The sequence below is a fragment of the Nonomuraea sp. NPDC004354 genome, assembly GCF_053602555.1.
In genome coordinates this window covers 136,690-161,621 of the sequence record NZ_JBSGDV010000011.1, presented here as the reverse complement: position 1 = coordinate 161,621, position 24,932 = coordinate 136,690, and the positions used below count along the sequence as shown (strand labels likewise).

The 24,932-nt window shown below is 69.0% G+C and carries 16 protein-coding genes; 7 read left to right on the top strand and 9 right to left on the bottom strand.

Annotated elements, in window-relative coordinates; genetic code table 11:
- Positions 1-23 precede the first annotated feature (23 nt).
- Positions 24-896 (top strand): winged helix-turn-helix transcriptional regulator, encoded by an 873-nt coding sequence (locus ACWENQ_RS27780; protein ID WP_452416895.1) that lies wholly within the window; start codon positions 24-26, stop codon positions 894-896.
- A 141-nt stretch (positions 897-1,037) separates the two neighbouring features.
- Here the strand turns inward: ACWENQ_RS27780 and ACWENQ_RS27775 are convergent, their stop codons facing one another.
- Together ACWENQ_RS27775 and ACWENQ_RS27770 are read right to left on the bottom strand one after the other, a co-directional pair.
- Positions 1,038-1,976, bottom strand: coding sequence for a hypothetical protein (locus tag ACWENQ_RS27775; protein ID WP_452416893.1), 939 nt, complete (start codon positions 1,974-1,976; stop codon positions 1,038-1,040).
- Positions 1,977-2,679: 703 nt separating this feature from the next.
- The gene (locus tag ACWENQ_RS27770) at positions 2,680-3,450 is read right to left on the bottom strand and encodes an SAM-dependent methyltransferase (protein ID WP_452416892.1); all 771 of its coding nucleotides are present in this window, start codon (positions 3,448-3,450) and stop codon (positions 2,680-2,682) included.
- Between the two features lie 1,651 nt (positions 3,451-5,101).
- Between ACWENQ_RS27770 and ACWENQ_RS27765 the strand changes: the two genes are divergently transcribed.
- The 6 genes from ACWENQ_RS27765 to ACWENQ_RS27740 all read left to right on the top strand — a co-directional run bounded on the left by ACWENQ_RS27765 (position 5,102) and on the right by ACWENQ_RS27740 (position 13,296).
- A complete protein-coding gene (locus ACWENQ_RS27765; protein WP_449926736.1) occupies positions 5,102-6,850 on the top strand; it encodes an ABC transporter family substrate-binding protein in 1,749 nt (582 codons plus the stop codon).
- A 262-nt stretch (positions 6,851-7,112) separates the two neighbouring features.
- Positions 7,113-8,555: an ABC transporter permease gene (locus ACWENQ_RS27760; protein ID WP_449926739.1), complete on the top strand. Its 1,443-nt coding sequence runs from the start codon at positions 7,113-7,115 to the stop codon at positions 8,553-8,555.
- Positions 8,552-9,550 carry an ABC transporter permease gene (locus ACWENQ_RS27755; RefSeq protein ID WP_449926742.1) on the top strand — a complete coding sequence of 333 codons (999 nt, stop codon included), beginning with the start codon at positions 8,552-8,554 and terminating at the stop codon, positions 9,548-9,550. Before ACWENQ_RS27760 ends, ACWENQ_RS27755 begins: the two co-directional genes overlap by 4 nt.
- Positions 9,550-10,623: an ABC transporter ATP-binding protein gene (locus ACWENQ_RS27750; RefSeq protein ID WP_354911111.1), complete on the top strand. Its 1,074-nt coding sequence runs from the start codon at positions 9,550-9,552 to the stop codon at positions 10,621-10,623. The genes ACWENQ_RS27755 and ACWENQ_RS27750 overlap by 1 nt, the downstream gene beginning before the upstream one ends.
- Complete coding sequence (locus ACWENQ_RS27745) at positions 10,620-11,612, top strand: ABC transporter ATP-binding protein (RefSeq protein ID WP_449926746.1); 993 nt, start codon at positions 10,620-10,622, stop codon at positions 11,610-11,612. Before ACWENQ_RS27750 ends, ACWENQ_RS27745 begins: the two co-directional genes overlap by 4 nt.
- A 148-nt stretch (positions 11,613-11,760) precedes the next feature.
- A complete protein-coding gene (locus ACWENQ_RS27740) occupies positions 11,761-13,296 on the top strand; it encodes a glycosyl hydrolase family 18 protein (RefSeq protein WP_452416890.1) in 1,536 nt (511 codons plus the stop codon).
- A gap of 79 nt (positions 13,297-13,375) precedes the next feature.
- On the opposite strand, the gene ACWENQ_RS27735 is transcribed toward ACWENQ_RS27740, so the two are convergent.
- From ACWENQ_RS27735 to glgX, 7 genes are all read right to left on the bottom strand, one after another.
- The gene (locus ACWENQ_RS27735) at positions 13,376-15,088 is read right to left on the bottom strand and encodes an ABC transporter family substrate-binding protein (RefSeq protein ID WP_452416889.1); all 1,713 of its coding nucleotides are present in this window, start codon (positions 15,086-15,088) and stop codon (positions 13,376-13,378) included.
- Positions 15,085-17,121 (bottom strand): dipeptide ABC transporter ATP-binding protein, encoded by a 2,037-nt coding sequence (locus ACWENQ_RS27730; RefSeq protein WP_452416887.1) that lies wholly within the window; start codon positions 17,119-17,121, stop codon positions 15,085-15,087. Before ACWENQ_RS27730 ends, ACWENQ_RS27735 begins: the two co-directional genes overlap by 4 nt.
- Positions 17,118-17,960 (bottom strand): ABC transporter permease, encoded by an 843-nt coding sequence (locus tag ACWENQ_RS27725; RefSeq protein ID WP_354911100.1) that lies wholly within the window; start codon positions 17,958-17,960, stop codon positions 17,118-17,120. Before ACWENQ_RS27725 ends, ACWENQ_RS27730 begins: the two co-directional genes overlap by 4 nt.
- 2 nt (positions 17,961-17,962) lie before the next feature.
- A complete protein-coding gene (locus tag ACWENQ_RS27720) occupies positions 17,963-18,940 on the bottom strand; it encodes an ABC transporter permease (RefSeq protein ID WP_354911097.1) in 978 nt (325 codons plus the stop codon).
- 126 nt (positions 18,941-19,066) lie between these two features.
- The gene (treZ, locus tag ACWENQ_RS27715) at positions 19,067-20,785 is read right to left on the bottom strand and encodes a malto-oligosyltrehalose trehalohydrolase (RefSeq protein ID WP_452416885.1); all 1,719 of its coding nucleotides are present in this window, start codon (positions 20,783-20,785) and stop codon (positions 19,067-19,069) included.
- Positions 20,775-22,835, bottom strand: a complete 2,061-nt coding sequence (gene treY, locus ACWENQ_RS27710) for a malto-oligosyltrehalose synthase (protein ID WP_452416884.1) — start codon at positions 22,833-22,835, stop codon at positions 20,775-20,777. Before treY ends, treZ begins: the two co-directional genes overlap by 11 nt.
- Entirely contained in the window at positions 22,828-24,858 is a 2,031-nt protein-coding gene (glgX, locus tag ACWENQ_RS27705; RefSeq protein WP_449926769.1) for a glycogen debranching protein GlgX, read from the bottom strand. The genes treY and glgX overlap by 8 nt, the downstream gene beginning before the upstream one ends.
- Positions 24,859-24,932 lie beyond the last annotated feature (74 nt).

Below are 24,932 nucleotides of genomic sequence, written 5' to 3'. Positions count from 1 at the left end.
CTCGCCCGGCGTACAGTGAGGACATGAACCGAGACCTTCGCGGACAGGACATCCCCTGCTCGATCGCGCAGGCCGCGTCCGTGGTCGGCGACTGGTGGAGCCTGCTGATCGTGCGCGAGGCCACGCGGGGGCGCCGGCGCTTCGAGGAACTGCTGGTCGAGCTGGGCATCTCCCGCAAGGTCCTCACCGAACGGCTGCGGCACCTGGTCGAGCGCGGGGTGCTGGAGCGCAGGCCGTACCAGTCGGGGCCGGTCCGGCACGAGTACGTGCTCACCGACGTGGGATGGGCCCTCGCTCCGGTGCTGATCTCCCTGCAGGACTGGGGCGACCGCTGGCTCGCCGGGGACGGCACGCTGACCGGGGTGGCACCGCCCGGCAGCCCGGAGGCCCAGCGGGTGCGGGCGCTGGCCGGGACCGCGATCCCGGCGCCGGTGGAACTGCCGAGCGCCTCCGGCCCCGTCGAGCTGGTGGACGGTCCCACGGTGCTGTTCACCTACCCGGCCACCGGCGTGCCGTCGCCGCTGCCGCCCGCGTGGAACGAGGTGCCGGGGGCGGTGGGCTGCACCCTGGAGAACCGGCTGTTCAGGGACCACGCCGCCGCGTTCGCGGGCGACGGGATCGCGATTCGGGGGGTGAGCACGCAGCGTCCCGACGAGCAGGCGGTCTTCGCGGAACTGGAGGGGATCCCGTTCCCGCTGCTGTCGGACACCGAGTTGCGGCTGGCGGCGGCCCTGCGGCTGCCGACGTTCAGGGCGGGGCAGACGGTACGGCTCAAGCGGCTCATCCTTGTGGTGGACGGGCAGCGGGTGATCCGGCACACGATCTTCCCCGTCCTGGACATTCCGGCAGCGGTGAAGGAAGCGCACGAGGTCGCCCGCACCCTCCCCACCACCTGAGCTCTCAGCCCCTCAGCCACTCTCTCCCGGCACCCCGGCACCCCGGCACCCCGGCACCCCGGCACCCCGGCACCCCGGCACCGGGGAGTGTGCGTCGGTGTGGGGGGTTTGTCGACCCTGTTGAGGCCGGTGGTACTTCCGTCAGGGGGCGAGCAGTTCGTCGCGGCGGGCCAGGAGGGCGGTACGTTCGGCGGTCAGCTCGGCGCTCCGGCGGGCGATGGCCTCCACCGTCGCCCCGGCCCATTGCGCCACCTCCGCCACCGTGTCGCGCGTGCCGTTGATCCGCTGGTGCTTCAGTACGTCGGTGATGATGTTGTCGAAGAAGGTGTCCACGAACCACCGCGTGTCGACCTCGGGCAACCGAGGACTGGCGGCCACCCCGATGTCGGCCAGTTCCCTGGAGAAGACGTCCAGTGCCCGCTGCGCCTGCCACGCCGCCTGGTCCGCCTCCTCCAGCCGCCTGCGTTCGACCGCGTCCGCCATGTAGCCGCCGCCGAGCATGTCCCACTGCGACGCTCCACGCGCGCTGCCGAGCCGGTCGAGCACGTAGGCGAGTTCCCGCCCCGCGGCGACCCCCGCCTTGTGCGCTTCGTCGTGCTCGCGCAGGTCGGCGGCCCGGTCGCCGAGCCGTTCCGCCAGGTCTGCCAGCTCCCGGCCGCGCGGGTCGCCCGAGTCGATCAGCAGCCGTTCCTTCTCGGCGAGCAGCCTCGCGTACTCGTCGCGGACCGTGCCGAGCCGGGCCAGCTCACCGTCGATGGCTGCGAGGTCGGCCTCGAGCGAGGACACCCGGGCGCGCTGGCCGTCCAGCCGCTGACGTACGGCTTCCGCCTCCGCCCTCTCCTGGGTGAGCCGTTCCTCCTTCGAGCCGACCAGCTTCGCGAGGAACCCGGCGAAACCGGTCTCCAGGCGGGTCACGTCATTCTCTTCCTCGGCGAGGCGGGAGTGGAGGTCGGCGACCGCCTGCCGTACCTGGGACAGCTGGCCGGTGACCGCGCCTCGCTGCCGGGTGAGGTGGTCGAAGCGCCGCACCCGTTCCTTGGTCACCAGGAGCTGCTCGTCGATCCCCGCGAAATCCGTCATATCGGCTACGACGTAGGCCCGCCCACGATCGTTCCCACCCACACGAACCATCCGGGACCCGGCGAAGAGGGCTTGATCCGGCCGGCACAGGGCACACGCGAGCCGAACAAACCGCCCGCGACCCAAGCAACGGGACCCCACCGAACCGGCCGCAGCCGGGCAGGTCATCTCCCCGACATCGTGTACGTCGAGCCTCGCGTGGAAGCCGCACCACCAGGCCGCACAGGCTAACGCTGAGGCGGCCTGAGCGGACCGGCCGAGACCAGCGAAGGGGATCCGAACGAACGCCGCGACCGCACGAAGGCGAGCCCGACGAACCGGCCGAGAGCACGCGGAGCTGGACCGAAACGAACCGGCCGAGAGTGGGCGACGACAAACCGAGCTGGTCGCGCAGACCGGGGCGATGGCGAACCAGGCTGAGGCCGGCCGGAGCCGGAGACCTGGACGGACATGTCCGAACACTGGCCGTTCAGAGCTGCTCGCCGTTCAGAGCTGGCGGCCGGTCAGAGCTGCCAGCCGTTCAAAGCTGTCGGCCGGTCAGAACTGGCGGCCGGTCAGAGCTGGCGGCCGTGAGAGGCTCCGGCGGTTCGGAGCTCATGGCCGTCAGGGCTCCGGCCGGTCAGGGCCAGAAGCCGGTCAAAGCCAGATGCCGGTCAGGGCTCCGGCCGCTGGCGAGCACTGGTCGTTCAGGAGCGTGGGCCGTTCAGGGTTTGCGGCCGATGCCGGCCCAGCCCAGGATCGAGAACCGGCGCAGCAGATGGGCGGAGATGAACTTCCCCGAGTCGAGCAGCTCGAAGTCGCCGAAGAACCGCCTGATGTCGTCGAGGCTTCGGGGCACCACGCCCGAGCTCGCCTTCGAGTAGACCTGCCGTACGGTCTCGGTGTCGTCGCTACGTTCGTCCCGCATGGACAGATGCGTGATCACCAAGTGGCTGCCGGGCGCCATCAACTCCCTGAGCTTGGCGACCTCCTCGTACGGGTCCTCCAGGAAGTGGAGGACGGCGACGAGCAGTACTCCCACGGGTTGGCCGACGTCGATCAGCCCGGTCTCCAGCGCGCGGGACCAGATCTCCTCCGGCCTGCGCAGGTCGCCCTCGACCATGGCGACCGTGGGCGAGTTGGCGAGCAGGGCACGGCCGTGCACGCACACGATCGGGTCGTTGTCGACGTAGACGGCCCGCGCCTCCGGGTTCACGCCGTGGGCGACCTGGTGCACGGTGCTCTGGGTGGGCAGCCCGGCGCCGATGTCGATGAACTGACTGATCCCCGCCTCTGCCGCGAGATGGCGAACGGCGTTGCCGAGGAACTCGCGGTTGAGCTTCACGCCCTCCCTCGATTCGGGGAACGCCTTGATTATCTGCTCGGCCGCTTCCCTGTCGGCGGCGAAGTTGTCCTTGCCACCGAGCATGTAGTCGTAGATTCGCGCGACATTGGGCGTGTTCACATCAATACCCAGGGGAGCGTTCTCGCTCATTCAGTCACCCCTGGCTCGCCGGTCGGCGCTTCTCGGTTACTGAGGTGATTCTCGCGGTTACCGAGATGAATCGACGAGAAGGCGGATGAGATGACGCCGGACTGGGACATCGCGCCGTCGGGCATGCGTGCCCGTGAACGCTGCGCCGCCGCATCGCGTGCCTCCCTCGCGAGGACCCCGTGCGATAAGGATCATGTACGTCCGTGATCAGGGTACCAGCCCGTAACATCCACATAACTCCGGATTTGGCAGGGGTTTCCGGTCATCGGCCTTCGAGCTCGGATGTCCAGGCCGGGTGAATGACCACGACCTGCGGAAACGCCGCATGTCCGGCCGTTTCCGGGGATCATGCGACCACGCGTCCCCGCTGGCGAAGCGAGTCCGGTCGTTTTCGGCGATCATGCGGCTGTGCGTCCCCGTTGGCGAAGCCAGTCCGGATGTTCTCGGGGATCATGCGATTGTGCGTCCCCGCTGGCGAGGTGCAACCGTCCGGCGCGGCTCGCGGAAACGGCAGGAGCGCGACTCCGGTGACGGCCCCCCTGACTCGCCCCGCCCACGCGGCGGGAGGAGCCGTTCGATCGCCACACCAAGGCCGGATGGCATGACCGGCCGTGACGCGGCGAGCCCGCCGCGCGCCTGCCCGGGGCCATGGCGATGGCTCGGACCTGCGCCGAGGCCGCGCGACCAGCGGGATGGACCGAGAGGGTCGGGTCCGCGGTCGTCCAGCGCGCCACCCGTCGGAATCGCCGCCCGGACGTCTGCCGGGCGGTCCAACCAGCCGCCCGGCCGGCGACCCCACGAGATCCCCACACACGTTTGCCGGGCGGTCCAACCAGCCGCCGGGCCGGCGACCCCACGAGATCCCCACACAGACGCCCATCAGGCCGGCCAACCAGCCTTCCCACCGGCCACCCCACAGCATCCCACGCAGGCGCCCGCAGGGCCGGCCAACCAGCCTTCCCACCGGTCACCCCACGGCATCCTCACACCGACACCCGCCGGGCTGACCGACCAGTTGCTCAGCCGGCCACCCCACGAAATCCCCACACAGGCACCCGGCGGGTCATCCCCCTGGTGGCTCGACGGCACCCCCAAGAGGCAGGCCGCATCAAGGCCCGGCAGGGGAGCCGGTCACTCCAACCGGGCGGAGGGCCCCTCCCGCGAGCGGTCTTCCGGGCCCTCCAGCAGCGGAGACGCACCCACGCGGCAGGAACGGCCCACCGCGGTCGGGACCACCGTGGCGGCCGCGGGCCGGGCCGGCGCGCGGCACTCCCGGGAATCGTGCGCCTGAGGGGTGTGACGCTCGTGTACCACAGTGACTGCTGGGGAATGCTCCATCGAGGTTCCTCCCGGGTTGGGGGGTGGGGATCTCAGGATGGAGAATTGCGGCTTGACGAGCTGCGGCGAACGGGATTCTGTGGACGGTCAGGAGGGCTGTGGACGACCAGAGAACGCTCTCCCCCTCTCCGATCACCGTGGGTAACGAATATGTGGTGATTTGCACCTATTCGCCCCAGCTTTGTTACGGAACATGCCTTTGACGGCATCAGGTCTGCAACACTCTGCTGTGACCCCTTACCTCCGTCTACGGAGTAATGCTTCATTTTCCGCAAGACTGGCTGCGAAGTTTCAACCCCCAAGGAGTAAGTCCGTGTCATCTGCACGCAGGGCCGGAAGGTTCCTGGCAGCGGCGACGGGAGCAGCGATCCTGCTGACGGCCTGCGGCGCTACCGACAACGCGCCCGCCGCGGACCCGTCGGCCGGCGCCTCCGCTCCGGCCAGCGGCGCCGCGAACGCCTCGACGATCACGCACACGTTCGAGCAGGAGATCAGCTCCTACAACGCTCAGACCGCTGAGGAGTACTCCTCCAAGAACCACATCGTCCTCAACCGGGTCCTGGCGGACTTCTGGTACTACGGCGCCGACGGGTCCGTCACGCCGGACAAGGACATGGGCACGTACGAGAAGACCTCGGACGACCCGCTGACGGTGAAGTACACCATCAACCCGAACGCGGTCTGGTCCGACGGCAACGCCATCGCCTGCGACGACGTGATGCTCACCTACGCCGCGGCCTCCGGCAAGTTCCCCGAGTTCAGCTACATCAGCACGACGACGTGGGACAAGATCAAGATGCCGGACTGCAAGATCGGTGACAAGGAGGTGACGCTGAACTACACCAAGTCGTACGGTGACTGGGCAGCGGCCCCCGTCATCCAGCTGCCGGCGCACATCGTCGCCCAGCAGGGTGGGCTCAGCGAGCAGGAGCTGTTCGACGCCATCAAGGCCGAGGACCACGGCAAGCTCAAGAAGGCCGCCGAGTTCTTCAACAAGGGCTGGATCTTCAACGGCAAGCTGCCCGACAAGGCGCTCATCCCGTCCTCCGGCCAGTACGTGCTCGACTCGTTCTCCCCCGGCCAGTCCATCACCCTCGCCCGCAACGAGAAGTTCTGGGGCGAGAAGGCCAAGACCGAGAAGATCGTCATCCGCTTCATCGCGCAGGACCAGCAGGTCCAGGCGCTGCAGAACGGTGAGACGAACATCATCGAGCCGCAGTCGAACCCGGACGTCCTGGCTCAGGTGCAGGGTCTGCAGAACGTCACCGTCAAGACCGGTGAGCAGTTCCTCTACGACCACCTGGACTTCAACTTCAACAAGGGCCCGTTCAAGGACGCCAAGCTGCGTCAGGCCATCGCGCTCTGCGCCCCGCGTCAGCAGATCGTCGACAACCTGATCAAGCCGCAGAACCCGAACGCCGCCCCGATGAACGTCCGCAACATCGCGCCGTTCCAGCCGGGTTACGCCGAGGCCGTCACCGCCGCGGTCGGCACCAAGTACGACAAGGTCGACCTCGAGGGCGCCAAGAAGCTGGTGGCCGACTCGGGCGTCAAGACCCCGATCAAGGTCAACATCGGCTACAACCAGCCGAACCCGCGCCGCACCCAGGTCGTCGAGCTGATCAAGGCCTCCTGCGACCAGGTCGGCTTCCAGATCACCGACACCGGTAGCGAGAAGTTCTTCGACGACGCCGGTGACCTGGCCAACGGCAACTTCGACATCGCCCTGTTCGGTTGGGCCGGTTCGTCGCTGAACAGCGGCTGGACCTCCACCTACCAGACGCCCACGAAGTGCACCCCGTCGGCCAAGGGCAACAACAAGGGCTGCTACTCCAACAAGGAGTACGACAAGCTCGCCGAGCAGATCCTGGCCGAGACCGACCCGGCCAAGGTCGCGCCGCTGATCCAGCAGGTCGAGAAGATCCTCTGGGACGACCTGGCGACGATCCCGCTGTACTCGCAGCCGGCGCTGTCGGCCTGGAGCTCTAACCTCCAGAACATCCAGCCCAACCCCAGCCAGGCTTCCATCACCTGGAACATGCAGCAGTGGGCTGCCCAGTAGATTCGGCTTAACCGCCGGCTGACGCGGGGCCCGGTCTCAGACCGGCCCCGCGTCACGGGTGTCCACCCACGTCGTCAACATCGTCAGCCCGTCGAAGCCGCGCCCACGAGGCACCGTGGCGGGCCCGGTTTCCGGCCCGAGACCGGCCACCTCCCGCTGTGGCACCGGAAGCCGTCACCTGCAGGAGGTCGGGGAATTGCTTGTATTCATCGCACGTAGGCTCGCGATATCGAGCCTGACGTTGCTAGGCGCCACATTCATCATGTTCTTCCTGGTGGCGCTGTCGGGAGATCCTCTCGCCGACCTACGCGAGAGCTCGGCCCCCGAGGCTCCGAAGCTCATGGAGGCGCGCATCGCCGCCATGCACCTGAACGAGCCGATCCCTGTCCGCTACCTGTCCTGGCTGGCGGGCATCTTCCAGGGCGAGCTCGGCGTGAACAAGGCGGGGACCACGGTCTCCTCGCTGCTCTCCGCGGCCATGGAGTCGACGCTCAAGCTCGTCGTCGTGGCCACCGTGCTCGGCGCGGTGATCGGTATCACGATCGGCATCATCTCCGCGCTGCGTCAGTACAGCACCTTCGACCACGGGATCACCTTCGCAGCTTTCGTCTGCTTCTCGCTACCGATTTTCTGGGTCGCCACGCTGCTGAAGCAGTACGTCGCGATCGAGTTCAACGACTGGCTGCGTGACCCGTTCATTCCGCTTCCCGTCATCCTGGCCGTGGCGGTGTTCGCCGGCCTGGTGTGGTCGTCGATCTACAACGGCGACCGCAAGGGCAAGCTGATCGCGGCCGGCATCGGCTTCGCCGTGACGGCCGTCATCCTGTTCACGCTGTCGGCGACCCGCTGGTTCGCCGACCCCGGTCTCGGCTTCCCGTTCATCCTGGTCGTCGGCCTGGCCACGGCCGCGGGCGTGACGGCGCTGATCGCGGGCGTCGAGCACCTGCAGCCGATGTACGCCGCGCTGGCCGCCGCGGGCGTCGGCGCGCTGCTGTACTACCCGCTGCAGCCGATGCTGGTTTCTCCGTCGTTCCTGACCCTGCTGGGCCTGTTCGTGGTCGCCGGCCTGGTCAGCGCGGCGATCGGCTGGCAGTTGGGCGGCCTGCTGCGCCGCCAGGCGATCCCGCTGGCGGTCTTCAGCGGCCTGTTCGTCGCCGCCATGATGTTCATGGACCGGCTGCTGGAGGCGTGGGACGGCTACGCGCGGGCGCTCAAGGGCCGTCCGGTGGCCACCATCGGCTCGGAGACCCCGAACTTCATGGGCAACTTCTGGCAGACCACCCTCGACTCCGGCATGCACCTGCTGCTGCCCACGCTGGCGCTGATCCTCGTCGGCCTGGCCGGCCACTCCCGCTACAGCCGGGCCAGCATGCTCGAGGTGATGAACCAGGACTACGTCCGTACGGCACGCGCCAAGGGTCTGCCCGAGCGGACGGTCGTCATCAAGCACGCCTTCCGCAACGGCATGATCCCGATCACCACGATCCTCGCCCTCGACTTCGCGGGCGTCTTCAGCGGCGCGGTCATCACCGAGGCCGTCTTCGGCTGGAAGGGCATGGGGGCGCTGTTCAGCCAAGCGCTGAGAGAGGTCGACCCCATGCCGGTCATGGGCTTCTTCCTGATCACCGGCACCTCGATCGTCGTGTGGAACATGCTGGCCGACATCGCCTATGCCTACCTCGACCCGCGGATCAGGTTGTCATGACAGAGAAGACCGAGACCGAGATGACCATCAACAGGGACGAGAGCACGTCCAGCGCCGCGCAGGGCATGACGATCGTCGCCCGCACGCAGGCCCAGCTCGTCAGGCGGCGGTTCTTCCGCCACCGTGGCGCCCTCGTCGGCATGATCCTGTTCGGCATCGTGTTCGTGCTGGCCTTCAGCTCGATCGGCTTCGGCCCGATCCCCGGCTGGTGGGACAAGCCGTGGACGGGTTCGGGCACCGTGGTCGACAGGGGCCGCCCGACGCTCAGCCTCATCCCCGAGTTCCTCGGCGGCGCGGGCATCCACCTGGGCGAGCACCCCTTCGGCCAGGACAACATCGGCAAGGACTACTTCGCGCTGACCATGCGGGGCGCGCAGATCTCCATCATCGTCGCGCTGACCATCGGCCTGGTCTCCACGGTCGTCGGCACCGTGCTGGGCGCCGCCGCCGGATTCTTCCGGGGCAAGGTCGAGTCGGTCATCATGCGCTTCACCGACATCATGATCACCATCCCGGTGCTGGTGATCGCCGCGGTCGTCGGCAGCGCGACGGGCAACATGGGCCCCTACTTCATGGCCCTGTTCCTCGGACTGACCACCTGGACCAGCGTCACGCGCCTGGTGCGCGGCGAGTTCCTCTCGCTGCGCGAGAAGGAGTTCGTGGAGGCGGCGAGGGCGATCGGCACCTCCTCCTTCCGCATCATCTTCCGGCACATCCTGCCGAACACACTGGGCGTGATCATCGTCTCGGCCACGCTCGCGATCTCCGCCGGCATCCTGCTGGAGACCGCCCTCTCCTTCCTCGGCTTCGGCGTCAAGAGCCCCGACACCTCGCTCGGCCTGCTGATCAGCGACTACAAGAGCGCGATGCTCACCCGGCCGTGGCTGTTCTGGTGGCCAGGCCTGTTCATCATCGCGATCGCGCTGTCGGTCAACTTCATCGGTGACGGCCTGCGTGACGCCTTCGATCCCCGACAGAACAGGGTGCGCGACTGATGAGCTCCGTACACATCGCCAAGCGCCTGTCCGAGGCCACGCGCCCCGGCACGACCGAGGTGCTCAGGGTCGACAATCTCCAGGTGAGCTTCCCCACCGACGACGGCCTGGTCAAGGCCGTGCGCGGCGTGTCCTACGCGGTGCACGAGCGTGAGGTGCTCGGCATCGTCGGCGAGTCGGGCTCGGGCAAGTCGGTCTCCTCGATGGCGGTCATGGGCCTGCTGCCCAAGAGCGCCAGGATCACCGGCAGCATCTCCTACCGCGGTGACGACATCCTCAAGATGCCGGAGCGCAAGCGGCGGAGCCTGCGCGGCAGGAAGATCGCGATGGTCTTCCAGGACCCGATGACGGCGCTCAACCCGGTCCACACCATCGGCGACCAGCTCGCCGAGGCGGTGCTGGCGCACGAGCTGGTGCCGTACAAGCAGGCCCAGGCCCGGGCCAAGGAGATGCTCGACCTGGTCGGCATCCCGCAGGCGGCGGCCAGGCTGAAGTCCTACCCGCACGAGTTCTCCGGCGGCATGCGGCAGCGGGCGATGATCGCCATGGCGATCATCAACAACCCCGACGTGATCATCGCCGACGAGCCGACCACGGCGCTCGACGTGACCGTGCAGGCGCAGATCCTGGAGAAGCTGCTCGAGGTCAAGGACGCCGTCGACGCCGCGGTCGTGCTCATCACGCACGACCTGGGCGTCATCGCGGGCATGGCGCACCGGGTGCTGGTCATGTACGCGGGCAAGCCGGTCGAGATCGGCGACGTCGACCCGGTCTTCAACACGCCGCGCATGCCGTACACGGCGGGCCTGCTGGGCTCCATCCCCTCGCTGGAGGCCTCGGGCGACCGGCTGCGGCCGATCAAGGGCACCCCGCCCTCGCTGATCAACCTGCCGTCCGGATGCCCGTTCTCGCCGCGCTGCCCCATGGCGACGGCCGAGTGCACGGCGTCGGAGCCGGTCCTCGAGGAGACGGACAGCGGCGCGCATTACGCCGCGTGCCACCACTGGCCCAAACTGGCAGAGAAGGCGGATCCGACCGCCATCTTCCGCACGAACAGCGAGACCACCTCATGACCGAGAAACTGCTCGAGGTGACCGACCTCGTCATGAACTTCCCCGTCAGGGGGACCGGCCTCATGCGCCGCGTCGTCTCGCACGTGCAGGCGGTCAGCGGCGTGTCGCTGCACGTCGACAAGGGTGAGACCCTCGGCGTGGTGGGCGAGTCCGGCTGCGGCAAGTCGACCACCGGCCGGGCCATCCTGCAGCTGCACAAGCCGACCTCGGGTTCGGTGAAGTTCGGCGGCAAGGAGCTCACCTCGCTGTCGAACAAGCAGATGCAGGCCGTACGGCAGGACATGCAGATCGTCTTCCAGGACCCGTACGCGTCGCTGAACCCGAAGATGCCGGTCAACGACATCGTCGCCGAGCCGCTGAAGGTGCACGGCCGGTGGGACAAGAACGGGCCGAAGCGGGTCGCCGAGCTGCTGTCGCTGGTGGGCCTGTCTCCTGAGCACGGCAACCGCTATCCGCACGAGTTCTCCGGCGGCCAGCGGCAGCGTGTCGGCATCGCGCGGGCGCTGGCGCTGGAGCCGAAGCTGCTCATCCTGGACGAGCCGGTGTCGGCTCTCGACGTGTCGGTCCAGGCGGGCGTGGTGAACCTGCTGGAGGACCTGCAGGACTCGCTGGGTCTGGCGTACATGTTCATCGCGCACGACCTGTCGGTGGTGCGGCACATCTCCGACCGCGTGGCGGTGATGTACCTGGGCAAGGTCGTGGAGACCGGTCCTCGTGACGACCTGTACGACCGGCCGGCCCACCCGTACACCCAGGCGCTGCTGTCGGCGGCGCCGACGGCGAACCCGGAGGAGGAGCGCCAGCGCGAGCGGATCATCCTGACGGGTGACGTGCCGTCGCCGATGGACCCGCCGAGCGGCTGCCGGTTCCGGACGCGGTGCTGGAAGGCGCAGGAGATCTGCGCGACCGAGGAGCCGGCGCTGGTGGACCGGGGCAACGGGCACCCGGTGGCGTGCCACTTCGCCGAGGTGAACTCCAAGGTCGTCTGACGTCCTGAGTGGTTCAGGGGCTCCGTCGCGGGATGCGGCGGGGCCCTTTCCATGTTCCGGCAACCTGGCCTGTTGATACCTATTGTAAGGAAACTTTCTTGTCCGGATAATCACCCGCAGAGCTTCACCCCGACAGAAGGGTGCCCCCGTGAAGCGAACAACGCGTCCCATCCTGCTCGCCGTGGCCTTCCTCCTGGCCGTCGCCGGCGTATTCGGCGCGCAGACGTCCGCCCGAGCCGCCAACCTCCTCGTCAACCCGGGCTTCGAGACCGGAACGCTGTCCCCCTGGTCCTGCGCCGGCGGGCTGGGGTCGGTGGTCGCCACTCCAGTCCACTCCGGGTCGAAGGCGCTGGCCGGGGCGGCCAGTGGCGCCGACAACGCCAGGTGCGTCCAGACGGTGACCGTACGGCCGAGCACCGCCTACACGCTGACCGCCTGGGTCCGCGGCGGCTACGTCTACCTCGGCGTCACCGGCGGCGGGTCCACCTGGACCTCCTCCCCCGCGGCCTACACCCAGCTGTCGGTCTCCTTCACCACCGCCTCCGGCCAGACGAGCGCCGAGGTCTACCTGCACGGCTGGTACGGCCAGGGCACCTACTACGCCGACGACGTCAGCTTCGACGGCCCGGGCGGCCCGACCCCCACCCCGACGGTCACTCCGACCCCGACGGTGACGCCCACACCCACGCCGACCCCGACACCGACGCCCACACCGACGCCGACCGACACCACGTGCGCGGTGAAGTCACGCCCGGCGGGCAAGGTCCTGCAGGGCTACTGGGAGAACTGGGACGGCGCGGCCAACGGCGTGCACCCGCCGTTCGGCTGGACCCCGATCACCGACCCCCGCATCAAGGCGCACGGCTACAACGTCATCAACGCCGCCTTCCCCGTCATCCGCTCCGACGGGACCGTCCTGTGGGAGGACGGCATGGACGCCACCGTCAAGGTGCCCACCCCGGCCGAGATGTGCCAGGCCAAGGCGGCGGGGGCGACGATCCTGATGTCCATCGGCGGCGCCGCCGCCGGCATCGACCTCAGCTCCAGCGCCGTCGCCGACCGCTTCGTGGCGACCGTCGTGCCGATTCTCAAGCGCCACAACTTCGACGGCATCGACATCGACATCGAGACCGGGCTGACCGGCAGCGGCAACATCAACCAGCTGTCGCCGTCGCAGGCCAACCTCATCCGGATCATCGACGGCGTGCTCGCCCAGATGCCGGCCGGCTTCGGCCTGACCATGGCGCCGGAGACCGCCTACGTGACCGGCGGCAGCGTCGTCTACGGCTCGATCTGGGGCGCGTACCTGCCGATCATCAAGAAGTACGCCGACAACGGCCGCCTCTGGTGGCTGAACATGCAGTACTACAACGGCAGCATGTACGGCTGCAGCGGCGACTCCTACGCGGCGGGCACGGTGCAGGGCTTCACCGCGCAGACCACGTGCCTGAACAACGGCCTGGTCATCCAGGGCGTCACGATCAGGGTGCCGTACGACAAGCAGGTCCCCGGCCTGCCCGCCCAGCCGGGCGCGGGCGGCGGCCACATGGGCCCGTCGCTGGTGAGCCAGAGCTGGAACGCCTTCGGCGGCGCCCTCAAGGGGTTGATGACCTGGTCCATCAACTGGGACGGGTCGAAGAACTGGACGTTCGGCGACAACGTCAGGTCCCTGCAGGGCCGCTAGCGCCAGGCCGCCCATGACTGGATGACGCCCGGCCGGGATCCCGGCCGGGCGTCGTCAGACAGGTGTCGTCAGGCGGGCGTCACTGGGTGAAGCCGACCGTGGACCAGTCCTTGGTCGCGAAGCCGAACGCCCCGTAGTTCGCCAGCGTCTTCTTCGTGGCGTAGATGGCGGGCCGCTGGTACAGCGGGATGGTGTGCACCTCGTCCCAGATCAGCTTGTCGGCCTGGTTGCCGAGCTCGATGTACTTCGCCGGGTCCATCTCCCCCGCCGCCTGCTCGATCAGCGCGTCCAGCTCCGCCGACCCGATGCGCGGGAAGTTGCTGCCGAAGTTGTCCTTGCCGGTGGGCTGCTTGTAGATCTGCGGCAGCGCCCCGTTCGGGAACGGCGTGCCCAGCCACGAGAACGGCACCAGGTCGAAGTTGCCGGGGATGATGTAGTCGTCGAAGAACTTGTCGTCGGGGACCGGCTCCACCTTGACCTTGACGCCGACGTCCTTCAGCATCGCCTGGGTCAGCTCGCCCTCCTGCTTGGCCAGCGGGTAGGCGGCAGGGACGACGAAGCGCAGCTCGAGCTCCTTGCCGTCCTTCTTGCGGTAGTCGCCCTCCATCTTCCAGCCGGCCGCGTCGAGCAGCTGCTTGGCCTTCTCGGGGTTGTACTTCCCGAGCTCTCCGGAGTTGTCGACGTAACCCTTGTGGGTGTTCATGTACAGGTGGTTGTTGAGCACCTGCACCGGCCAGTCGAGGTCCTTGAGGTCGGACTGGGTGATGGCCTCGCGGTTGATGCCGAGCTGGACGGCCTGGCGGACCGACTTGTCGGTGAGGTTGGGCGCGGAGCCGTTGACGGTGATGTGCCGCCAGTTGGGCGCCGCGGCCTTGCGGATGTCGGCGTTCGGCACGTTCTTGGCGCGCTGCAGGTCGGCGGCGATGGGGCTGAGCTCCATCGCGTCGAGCTCGCCGTTGGCGAAGGCGTTCACGGTGGCGCCGGAGTCGAGGGCGCGGAAGATGACCTTGTCGAGCTTGGCCCGCTTGCCCCACCAGGCGTCGTCCCTGACGAGGGTGACGGTCTTGCCGGTCTGGTCGAGGGCGTCGACCTTGAACGGCCCCGCGGTCACCGGGATCCTGTTGATCCAGCTCTTGTTGAACGCGGTGGCGTCGGCGTTGGCGGAGGCCGGAAGGAGCGGGGAGAACATGCCCTTCCAGTCGGGGTACTGCTTGGCGAAGGTGACGACGACCTCGTGGTCGGTCGCGCCCTTCTCCACCGAGGCGACGCGGTCGTAGCCGTCGGTCGAGGTGGCCTGGAACTTCTTGTCGGTGCCGTTGAGCGCCTTCCACTGGGCGACGAAGTCCTTGTAGGTGATCGGCGTGCCGTCGGACCACTTCGCCTTGTCGTTGAGCCGGTAGGTGACGACCTGCTTGCCGCCCTCCAGCTCCGTCTTCCACTCGGTGACGTAGTCGGGGTTGTTGGTCACCTCGGCCTTGTCGTCGGCCTTGCCCATGCTGGGCATGACCGCGTCGAACACGTCGGAGACGGTCGCGTGCGTGCCGTTCACCTGGTTGTAGTTCCACTGCGTCTGCCACTGACTCAGCGCGAGGGTGACGGTCCCGCCGTCCTTGACCTGCTCGTAGGCGACCGGGTTGACGGCGCTTCCGGGCAGCGCGGCGGCCTGCTCCTGCGCCTGTGCGGTGGCCTGCGCCGAACCGGCCTGCGGCTTGTCGGCACCGCCACCGCAGGCGGCGAGGGCGAGAGCCAGCAGGGCCGCGCCCGCGGCGGCCTTGTAGGCGACAACCTTCACGAGTTCCTCACTTCGGGGTAGTGGCAGGCGGCGCCGTGATCGTCGGCGTGCGCGAGCCGTGCAACGGGGGGCTCTTCGGCCGCGCACCGCGCGCGCTCCGGCTCGGGGAGCAGGGCGCGCTTGGGGCAGCGGGTGTGGAAGCGGCAGCCCGTCGGGGGCGCCGCGGGGCTGGGCAGGTCGCCGTCGAGGATGATCCTCTTGCGCGATCGCTCCAGCGCGGGGTCCGGCAGCGGGATGGCCGACATGAGCGCCCTGGTGTAGGGGTGGGCGGGCGTGCCGTACACCTCGGTGACGGCGCCGATCTCGACGATCTTGCCGAGGTACATGACCGCGACGCGGTCGGCCAGATGGCGGACGACGGACAGGTCGTGGGCGACGAACAGGTAGGACAGGCCCAGCCGGGCCTTCAGGTCCTCCAGCAGGTTGATGACGCCCGCCTGGATCGACACGTCGAGCGCGGAGACCGGCTCGTCGAGGACGACCAGTTTCGGCTCCAGGGCCAGCGCGCGGGCGATGCCGATGCGCTGGCGCTGCCCGCCGGAGAAGTGCTGCGGGTAGCGCTCGGCGTAGGAGGCGTCGAGGCCGACGAGGTCGAGCAGCTCGGCGACACGCTTGGCGACGTCCTTGTGGCCGTGGGAGCGCAGCGGCTCGGCCAGGATGTCGCCGACCGGCATGCGCGGGTCGAGCGCGGCCATCGGGTCCTGGAAGACGATCTGCAGGTCGCGGCGCAGTTCCTTGCGCTCGCGGGTGGTGAGCGTGCCGCTGTCCTTGCCGAAGACCACGACCTTGCCACCCTGGGCGGCCTCCAGCTGCATGATCTGCTGGAGGGTGGTGGTCTTGCCGCAGCCCGACTCGCCGACGAGGGCCAGCGTCTCGCCGGAGGCGATGTCGAAGCTGATGCCGTCGACGGCGTGCACGGTGCCGACGCGCCGCTTGAAGACGGCGCCCTTCGTCAGCGGATAGTGCCGGACGAGGCCGTCGAGCTCGAGCACCTTGCCGCGCTCCGCGCGCGGCGCCGAGGCGTCGGGCCGGCCGAACCCCTCGGGTGCGGGGAAGACGTCGGCCCCCCTGAGCTTCTTCAGCTCGATCTCGTGGGAGCGGATGCAGGCCACCCGGCGCGCGCCGACTTCGACGAGCTCGGGCTCGGCGTCGTCGCACGCGGACACCTTCAGCGGGCAGCGGGGCGCAAAGGGGCAGCCCGGCGGCAGCGCGGCGGGCGAGGGCGGGGCGCCCTCGATCGGCACCAGGCGCCGGCTGTCCTGGTCCAGCCGCGGGATCGAGGCGAGCAACCCCATCGTGTACGGCATGCGAGGCTCGTAGTAGATCTCTTCGACCGTGCCCTGCTCGACCGGCTTGCCGGCGTACATCACCAGCACCCGGTCGGCGAGCCCCGCGACCACCCCCAGGTCGTGGGTGATCATGACGATACCGGCGCCGGTCTCCTTCTGCGCCGTCTTCAGCACTTCCAGCACCTGCGCCTGGATGGTGACGTCGAGTGCGGTGGTCGGCTCGTCGCAGATCAGCACGTCGGGGTCGTTGGCGATGGCCATCGCGATCATCGCGCGCTGCCGCATGCCGCCGGAGAACTCGTGCGGGAAGGCCTTGGCGCGCACGTCGGGGTGCGGGATGCCGACCAGGTCGAGCAGCTCGACGGCCTGCTTGGCGGCCTGCTCCCTGGTGACCTTCTGGTGGACGCGGACCGCCTCGGCGATCTGGTCCCCGATGGTGTAGACGGGGGTGAAGGCCGACAGCGGGTCCTGGAAGATCATGCTGATGGACTTGCCGCGCCGCTGGAGCATCTCCTGCTCCCGCATGCCGAGCAGCTCGTGGCCGTGCAGCCTGACCGAGCCGCTCACCTGCGCGCCGGCGGGCAGCAGGCCCATGACGGCGAGTGAGGTCACGGACTTGCCGGAGCCGGACTCGCCGACGATGCCCAGGATCTCACCCCTGCCGACCTGGTAGGAGACACCCCTGACGGCCTTGACGCCGCCGCGGAAGGTCACGTGGAGGTCGCTCACCTCGAGGATCGTCATGAGTTGCTTCCCGGGTCGAGGGCGTCGCGCAGGCCGTCGCCGATGAGGTTGATGCACAGGACCAGCAGGACGAGCAGTCCGGCGGGGAAGAGGAACAGCCACGGGTAGCTGATCGCCTCGCTGCCGCCCGCGGCGGAGATGAGGGTGCCGAGCGAGACGTCCGGCGGCTGCACGCCGAAGCCGAAGTAGGACAGCGCGGTCTCGCCGATGATGGCGGCGCTGACGTTCATGGTGGCGTCGATGATGAGCAGCGACGACAGGTTCGGCACGATGTGCCGGAAGATGATCTGCCGGTCGCTGATGCCCATGTAGCGGGCGGCCAGCACGTACTCCCGCTCGCGCAGGGACAGCGTCATGCTCCTGACCACCCTGGAGGTGATCATCCAGGAGAAGGCGGCGAGCAGCACCACGAACCACAGCCAGGTGGCGCCCTTCAGGCGTGGCGACAGGACCGCGATGATCAGGAAGCTGGGCAGCACCAGCAGCAGGTCGGCGCCCCACATCAGGGCCTTGTCCAGCCAGCCGCCGAAGTAGCCGGCGAACGCGCCGACCACCGCGGCCAGGCCGGTGGAGAACAGGGCGACGAGGAAGCCGATGACGATCGACTTGCGCATGGCGTGCAACGTCACCGTGAACACGTCCTGGCCGATCTGGGTGGTGCCCCACCAGTGGTCGGCGCCGGGCGGGGAGCGGAAGGCGGTGAAGTCCTTGTCCTCCAGGCCGTACGGCGAGACCACCGGGCCCAGGTACGCCAGGACGAGCAGCAGGAGGATTCCGGCCAGGCCGATGATGACCTGCGGCTTGGCCAGAACCCGGCGCAGGACGACCTTGGAACGCATCTCTAGCTCACCCGCACTCTCGGGTCGAGCGCCGCGACGAGCAGGTCGGACAGCAGTCCGGCGACCAGGACGCAGACGGCGGTGAACAGGGCGACGGCGGCCACGGAGTTGACGTCGTTGTGCTGGATCGACTCGACCAGCCAGGCGCCCATGCCGTGCCAGCCGAAGATCTTCTCGGTGAAGGTGGCGCCGGTGAGCATGGTGCCGAAGGCGAAGGCGAAGTAGGTGGCGGCCGGGATGAGCGCGGTGCGCAGGGCGTGCTTGTAGAGCGCGGTTCTGCGGGAGAGCCCCTTGGCCTGGGCCGTACGGACGAAGTCCTGGCCGAGCACGTCGAGCATCATGTTGCGCTGGATGCGGCTGTAGAAGGCGATCTGGCCGAGGCACAGCGACAACGTCGGCAGGATCAGGTGGTTGAGCCGGTTGAGCAACTGGTCGGTGCCGGTGAGCGCGGGGTTGTACTCGCCGGTGTACTCGATGAGCGTGTGCCCGAGCGCGTTGTTGATCCCGGTCGCGCCCATCGTCAGCAGGGTGGCCAGGACGAAGACGGGCACGGCCATGATGACGAACGAGGCCATGCCGATGGCCCTGTCGCTGAGGCGGTACTGCTTGACCGCGGCGAACGCGCCGACGGCCACGCCGAGGACGGAACCGAGGACGGTGCCGATCACCAGCAGGCGGAGGCTGACGCCGACCCGCCTGGCCATCTGGTCGTTGACCGACCCGCCGTCCCACGTCTTGCCGAAGTCGCCCCTGACCAGGCCGGACACCCAGGTTCCGTAGCGCTCGAGCAGGGGTGTCCTGTCGTTGAGGTTGTACTCGCTCAGCGTGCTGTCCACGACCCCGGCGGGGATGGGCGGCTGGCGCCCCTCGTAGTTGGCACGAGGGTTGAGGCTGCCGGCGGCGAGCAGGTACGCCAGGCTCGCGGCGATGGCGACCAGGATGACGCTCGACAGCAGCCTGCGCAGCAGGTACGTGCCCATTGCCCTCCGTTCGGACGAACGGGGGCCCTACAGCATGAAGCCGAGCGACGCCCCCACGACGAGAAAGCCGTGACCGTTCCTTGACGGGAACGTGACGACTCGTCGCAGGTTATCGGGCTGTCCGTATTACGGATTCATCTCGGACCGAAAGATCACCAGCGTCTGGCCCGGTACGGCGAGCCCGCCTGGAGCAGCGGAAACCCCCTCCTCGGAGGAAAGGAGAACCGACCCCACCGACACCGGCAACGTCACAGGATCCGTACAGAAATTTACCATGACGCTCAGTGACGATCTCTTGACAAGGAGCCATTTAGCCTGCTCATCGTAGTCGACCCGGGTCCGGTCCAGGCGCGGGTCCGTGAGCTCCGGCAGCGCCTTGCGCAGCGCGATCAGGTCGCGGTACCAGCACAGGACCGACCAGTGCTCCTCCTCCTTCAGCTCGCTCCAGTCGAGCTTGCTGCGCTGGAAGGTGTCCTCGGCCGACGGGTCGGGCGCGATCCAGTCGTAGCCGAAACCCTCGAACTCCTGAGCTCTGCGTTCGCCCTCGCCCTCGCGGAGGGCGGCCTCGACGTGGTCGGTGAAGAACAGGAACGGCGTGCGGGCCCCCCACTCCTCGCCCATGAACAGCATGGGGGTGAAGGGCGAGGTCAGCAGCAGCCCCGCGCCCAGCTTCAGCGCGGTCACGCCCAGACGGTCGCCGCCCGGCCGGTTGCCGATCTGGTCGTGGTTCTGCAGGCAGCACACCAGCCGGTAGCCGGGCACGCCGGTCAGCGGGGCGCCGTGCGAGCGGCCACGGAAGCCGGAGTAGCCCCCGTCGTGGACGAAGCCCGACGCCAGGGCCTTGGCCAGGGCCGCCATCGAGGCGAAGTCCTCGTAGTAGCCGTGCCGCTCCCCCGACACGGCGGCGTGCAGCGCGTGGTGGACGTCGTCGTTCCACTGGGCGCTCATGCCGAGGCCGCCCGCCTCCAGCGGAGTGATCATGCGCGGGTCGTTGAGGTCGGACTCGGCGATCAGGGTCAGCGGCCGGCCCACCGAGCAGGCCAGCGCGTCCACCTCCTGGGCGAGCTCGGCCAGCAGGTGGACGGCGCGCCGGTCGTGGAGGGCGTGGACCGCGTCCAGGCGCAGCCCGTCGACGTGGAAGTCGCGCAGCCACTGCAGCGCGTTGTCGATGAAGTACCGCCTGACCTCGTCGGATCCCGGGCCGTCGAGGTTGACCGCCTCGCCCCAGAAGCTGCCGCGGTAGCCGCCGAAGTACGGGCCGAAGGGGTGCAGAAAGTTGCCCGACGGGCCGAGGTGGTTGTAGACGACGTCGAGCAGCACGCCGAGCCCCGCCCGGTGGCAGGCGTCGACGAACTCCTTCAGGCCGTCGGGCCCGCCGTAGGTCTCGTTCACCGCGTAGAGGTCGACCCCGTCGTACCCCCAGTTGCGCCCGCCGGGCACCGGGGCGACCGGCATGACCTCGACGAAGTCGACGCCGAGCTCGACGAGGTGGTCCAGGCGCTCGAGCGCCGCGGTGAAGGTGCCCTCGGTGGTGAAGGTGCCGACGTGCAGCTCGTAGATGACCGAGCCGCGCAGGTCGCGGCCCTTCCAGTCGTGGTCGCTCCAGGTGAAGCGGGCATGGTCGTAGACGCGGCTGGGCCCGAAGATGCCCTCGGGCTGCCTGCGGCTGCGCGGGTCGGGGTAGGGCCCTTCGCCGTCGACCAGGTAGCGGTAGTCGGTGCCGTGCCCCGCCCCCGCCACCTCGGCCGACCACCAGCCGCCCGAGCCTGCCCGGAGCGGCTCCCGCCGGCCCATGGTCTCGATCTCAACGGAGGTCGCCTGCGGCGCCCACACCTCAAAGATCATGTCTCTCCAGGAGTGCGACGGGATAGCGGCTGAGCAGGTGGCCGACCGGGACGCGGCCGGTGTGGAGCTCGCGGGTCAGCAGGTCGCGCCAGCGTCCTGCGGGCAGCGTGACGGAGGTCGCGCCCCAGCCGCCGCGCCTGGCCAGCCGTACCGGCAGGCGGGTGGCGACCGCCACGGCGCGCCCCCTGCCGAAGACGACGGCGTGCTCGGCGGCCTCCCCCGAGGCCGCCATCGGCTCGTACGGCGCGGCGGGCCCCAGCCTGCGCCGCAGCCGCAGCGCCTGGGTGGTGACCAGCAGCTTGGCCGCGTCCCACGCCGACTCTGCGGCGCACGGGAAGGTGACGGGCCGCCGGTTGTCCGGATCGACGAGGGAGAAGTCGGTGCGCTCGTTGCCCTGGTAGACGTCCGGCACGCCCGGCATCATGAGCTGCACCAGTTTCTGGCCGAGCGAGTTGGCCACGGCGTACCGGTCCACCTCGGCGGTGAAGTCGCCGACCGGCAGCCCGACCGCCTTGCGGGCGAAGGCGCGCAGCCCGTCCTCGTAGGCGGGGTCGGGGGCGATCCACGAGGTGGCGGTCTTGGCCTCGCGGGCCGCCTTGAGCAGGTAGTCGGTGAACCTGTCGACGGAGATCGGCCAGGCGGCCATCAGCGTCTGCCACGCCAGGTAGTCGAGGCTGGGGTCGAAGGCGAGCTGGCCCGCCCAGCCCTCCACGGCCGCCGCCCACTCCTCGGACAGTTCCGACAGCACCTGCAGGCGGGCGCGGACGTCCTCCGAGCGCTTGGTGTCGTGGGTGGACAGCGTGGTCATCGTGAACGGGCGCATCCCGGCGCAGTAGGCGTGGAAGTCCTCGACCGGCAGCCCGAAGTGGTCGGGCTCGCCGCCCACCTCGTTCAGGCAGGCCAGCGGGAACCACCGGTAGAGCGCGGTGTCCTCCACCCCCTTGGCCATGACGGGGCCGCAGGTCTGCTGGAAGCGGACGACCGCCTCGGGCGGGCCGTCCAGGACCGCGCGGGCGGTCTCCTGGTTGGGCGCGGCTTCCTCCACGATCCGCCTGGCCTGCGGTCCGGCCGGCCGGCCCGGCGTGACGTAGGCCCGGTAGACCGGCATGGCCACCAGCAGGTCGGCCAGGTCGCCGGCCGGCGCGCCGGTGACGCGCGACAGCCGGTCGAGCTCGCCGCCGAAGAACAGCTCGATGACCTCGCGCTTGGCGCGTGTCCGCACGAGCGGGTAGTCGGGGTCCTCGCCGGTCAGGCGGGAGAACAGGGCGACCAGCGGCGCCCTGCCCTCCGGGTCGACGAACAGGCCGTTGACGCGGTTGAGCGCGTCGTAGCCGGTGGTGCCGTCGCACGCCCAGTCGTCGGGCAGCCGCTCCTGGCCGATGAGGATCTTCTCCACGACCGTCCACACGCCGCCGGTCCTGGCCCGGAGCTTGTCCAGGTAGTCGCGCGGGTCGGCGAGGCCGTCGGGGTGGTCGATCCGCAGCCCCTCGACCAGCCCCTCGTCGAGCAGCCAGAAGATCACCTCGTGCGTCGCGGACAGCACGGACGGGTCCTCGACGCGCAGCCCGATGAGCGAGGAGACGTCGAAGAAGCGCCGGTAGCCCGGCCCCTCCCGCCAGTCGACGATGTGGTAGTACTCCGACTCGGGCAGGTCCTCGGCGAAGGAGTGGACGGCCACCCTGCCCTCGCGCCACTCGATGTCGAACCAGTGCGCGTACGGCGAGGCCGCACCCTCGACGAGCACGCTCCTGAACTGCTCGTTGGCGGTGTTCATGTGGTTGGGCACGATGTCGATCACGATGCCCAGATCGTGGGCGGCCAGCGCGTCGGCCATCTCGCGGAACCCCTTGGCGCCGCCGAACTCCTCCCTGATCCGCGAGTGGTCGATGACGTCGTAGCCGTGCAGCGACTCGGGCACCGCCTGCAGGACGGGCGAGAGGTAGACGTGGCTGACGCCGAGGTCGCGCAGGTAGGGGGCGATGCCCGCGACCTCGGCGAAGCCGAAGTCGGGGGTCAGCTGGAGGCGGTAGGTCGAGACGGGCCTAGACACCGCGCAACACCCTCATCGAGCGTCCCGGCACCTGCAACCGCTCCCCTGCCCGCCTGACCCTGGTGTCCAGCATGATCGGCATCGCGGTGTCGATCTCGGTCAGCCACATCTCGCCGTAGTCCTTCGGGATCGTGAACCTGATGGTGTCGTGGTGGGCGTTGAACAGCACGAGAAACGAGTCGTCGACGATGGGTCTCCCCCTCCTGTCCGGCTCCGTGATCGCCTTGCCGTTGAGGTAGACGGCCAGCGACTTGGCGTAGCCCACGTTCCAGTCGGCCTCGGTCATCTCCTCTCCGGAGGGGGTCAGCCAGGCCATGTCGTAGTTGAAGCGCCTGCGCCGGAAGACGGGGTGCTCGCGGCGCAGCTTGGCCAGGCGCTGGGTGAACTCCAGCAGCAGCCAGTTGCGCCGCACGTCGGACCAGTCGACCCAGGTCAGCTCGTTGTCCTGGCAGTAGCCGTTGTTGTTGCCCTTCTGGGTGCGGCCCATCTCGTCGCCGTGGGAGAGCATGGGCACGCCCTGCGACAGGAAGAGCGTGGTCAGGAAGTTGCGCTTCTGCTGTTCCCGCAACGCCTCGGTGCCGGCGTCCCACGAGCGGTTGTCGTCGGTGCCGTCCCTGTTGTCCTCGCCGTTGGCCTCGTTGTGCTTCTCGTTGTAGGAGACCAGGTCGTGCAGGGTGAAGCCGTCGTGGCAGGTCACGAAGTTGACGGAGGCCACCGGGCGGCGGCTGTCGCTCTGGTAGAGGTCGCCGGAGCCGGTGAAGCGCGAGGCGAACTCGGGCAACGTGGCCGGCTCGCCCCGCCACAGGTCCCTGATCGTGTCGCGGTACTTGCCGTTCCACTCGGTCCACCTGGCCGGGAAGTTGCCGACCTGGTAGCCGCCGGGCCCCACGTCCCACGGCTCGGCGATCAGCTTGACCTGCGACAGCACGGGGTCCTGCTGCACCAGGTCGAAGAAGGCCGACAGCCGGTCGACCTCGTGCAGTTCGCGGGCCAGCGTGGCGGCCAGGTCGAAGCGGAAGCCGTCGACGTGCATCTCGGTGACCCAGTAGCGGAGCGAGTCCATGATCAGCTGGAGCACCTGGGGGCTGCGCATGAGCAGGCTGTTGCCGGTGCCGGTGGTGTCCATGTAGTGCTGGGGATCGCCGTCGACCAGGCGGTAGTAGGTGGGGTTGTCGATGCCCTTCAGGCCGAGCGTCGGGCCCAGGTGGTTGCCCTCGGCGGTGTGGTTGTAGACCACGTCCAGGATGACCTCGATGCCCGCCTCGTGCAGGTTCCTGACCATCGCCTTGAACTCCAGCACCTGCCCGCCGCGCTGCCCCTGGCTGGAGTAGCGGTTGTGCGGGGCGAAGTACCCGCTGGTGTTGTAGCCCCAGTAGTTCGTCAGCCCCTTCTCCTCCAGGAACTGGTCGGTGACGAACTGGTGGACCGGCATCAGCTCCAGGGCGGTCACGCCGAGCTTGGTCAGATGGTCGATGATCTCGGGGTGGCCGAGCGCGGCGTAGGTGCCGCGGATCCGCTCGGGGATCCTGGGGTGGGCGATCGTCAACCCCCGCACGTGCGCCTCGTAGATCACCGTGTCGTGGTACGGCTTGGCGGGCGGCCGGTCGTGCCCCCAGCCGAAGAAGGGGTTGATGACGATCGAGCGCGGGACGAAGGGCGCGGAGTCCTCGGGGTTGGGCCGGTCGCCGTCGTAGAGCGCCGCCTCCCAGGTGATGCCACCCTCGATCGCCTTGGCGTACGGGTCGAGCAGCAGCTTGGCGGGGTTGCAGCGCAGGCCGCGCGCGGGGTCGTAGGGGCCGTGGACGCGGTAGCCGTACCGCTGGCCGGGGCCGATGCCCGGCAGGTAGCCGTGCCAGACGAAGCCCTCGCACTCGGTGAGGGAGACCCGCGACTCCTTGTCGTTGTCGTCGAACAGGCAGAGCTCCACGCGATCGGCCACCTCGCTGAACAGCGCGAAGTTGGTGCCCGCGCCGTCGTAGGTGGCGCCGAGAGGATACGGGTCTCCCGGCCAGATCTCGATCATCGAGGCTCCCCTTACGCTCTGGCCCCCATGTTCGCCCAGGAGGCAGCGGCTGCCTAGATGCCCGCTGCGAAGCC

What these genes read in the sequence shown, in the direction of transcription:
- ACWENQ_RS27780 (WP_452416895.1), top strand. Translation starts at nt 24, where the DNA reads ATGAACCGAGACCTTCGCGGACAGGACATCCCCTGCTCGATCGCGCAG.
- ACWENQ_RS27775 (WP_452416893.1), bottom strand. Translation starts at nt 1,976, where the DNA reads ATGACGGATTTCGCGGGGATCGACGAGCAGCTCCTGGTGACCAAGGAA.
- ACWENQ_RS27770 (WP_452416892.1), bottom strand. Translation starts at nt 3,450, where the DNA reads ATGAGCGAGAACGCTCCCCTGGGTATTGATGTGAACACGCCCAATGTC.
- ACWENQ_RS27760 (WP_449926739.1), top strand. Translation starts at nt 7,113, where the DNA reads ATGTTCTTCCTGGTGGCGCTGTCGGGAGATCCTCTCGCCGACCTACGC.
- ACWENQ_RS27755 (WP_449926742.1), top strand. Translation starts at nt 8,552, where the DNA reads ATGACAGAGAAGACCGAGACCGAGATGACCATCAACAGGGACGAGAGC.
- ACWENQ_RS27750 (WP_354911111.1), top strand. Translation starts at nt 9,550, where the DNA reads ATGAGCTCCGTACACATCGCCAAGCGCCTGTCCGAGGCCACGCGCCCC.
- ACWENQ_RS27745 (WP_449926746.1), top strand. Translation starts at nt 10,620, where the DNA reads ATGACCGAGAAACTGCTCGAGGTGACCGACCTCGTCATGAACTTCCCC.
- ACWENQ_RS27730 (WP_452416887.1), bottom strand. Translation starts at nt 17,121, where the DNA reads ATGACGATCCTCGAGGTGAGCGACCTCCACGTGACCTTCCGCGGCGGC.
- ACWENQ_RS27725 (WP_354911100.1), bottom strand. Translation starts at nt 17,960, where the DNA reads ATGCGTTCCAAGGTCGTCCTGCGCCGGGTTCTGGCCAAGCCGCAGGTC.
- ACWENQ_RS27720 (WP_354911097.1), bottom strand. Translation starts at nt 18,940, where the DNA reads ATGGGCACGTACCTGCTGCGCAGGCTGCTGTCGAGCGTCATCCTGGTC.
- treZ (WP_452416885.1), bottom strand. Translation starts at nt 20,785, where the DNA reads ATGATCTTTGAGGTGTGGGCGCCGCAGGCGACCTCCGTTGAGATCGAG.
- glgX (WP_449926769.1), bottom strand. Translation starts at nt 24,858, where the DNA reads ATGATCGAGATCTGGCCGGGAGACCCGTATCCTCTCGGCGCCACCTAC.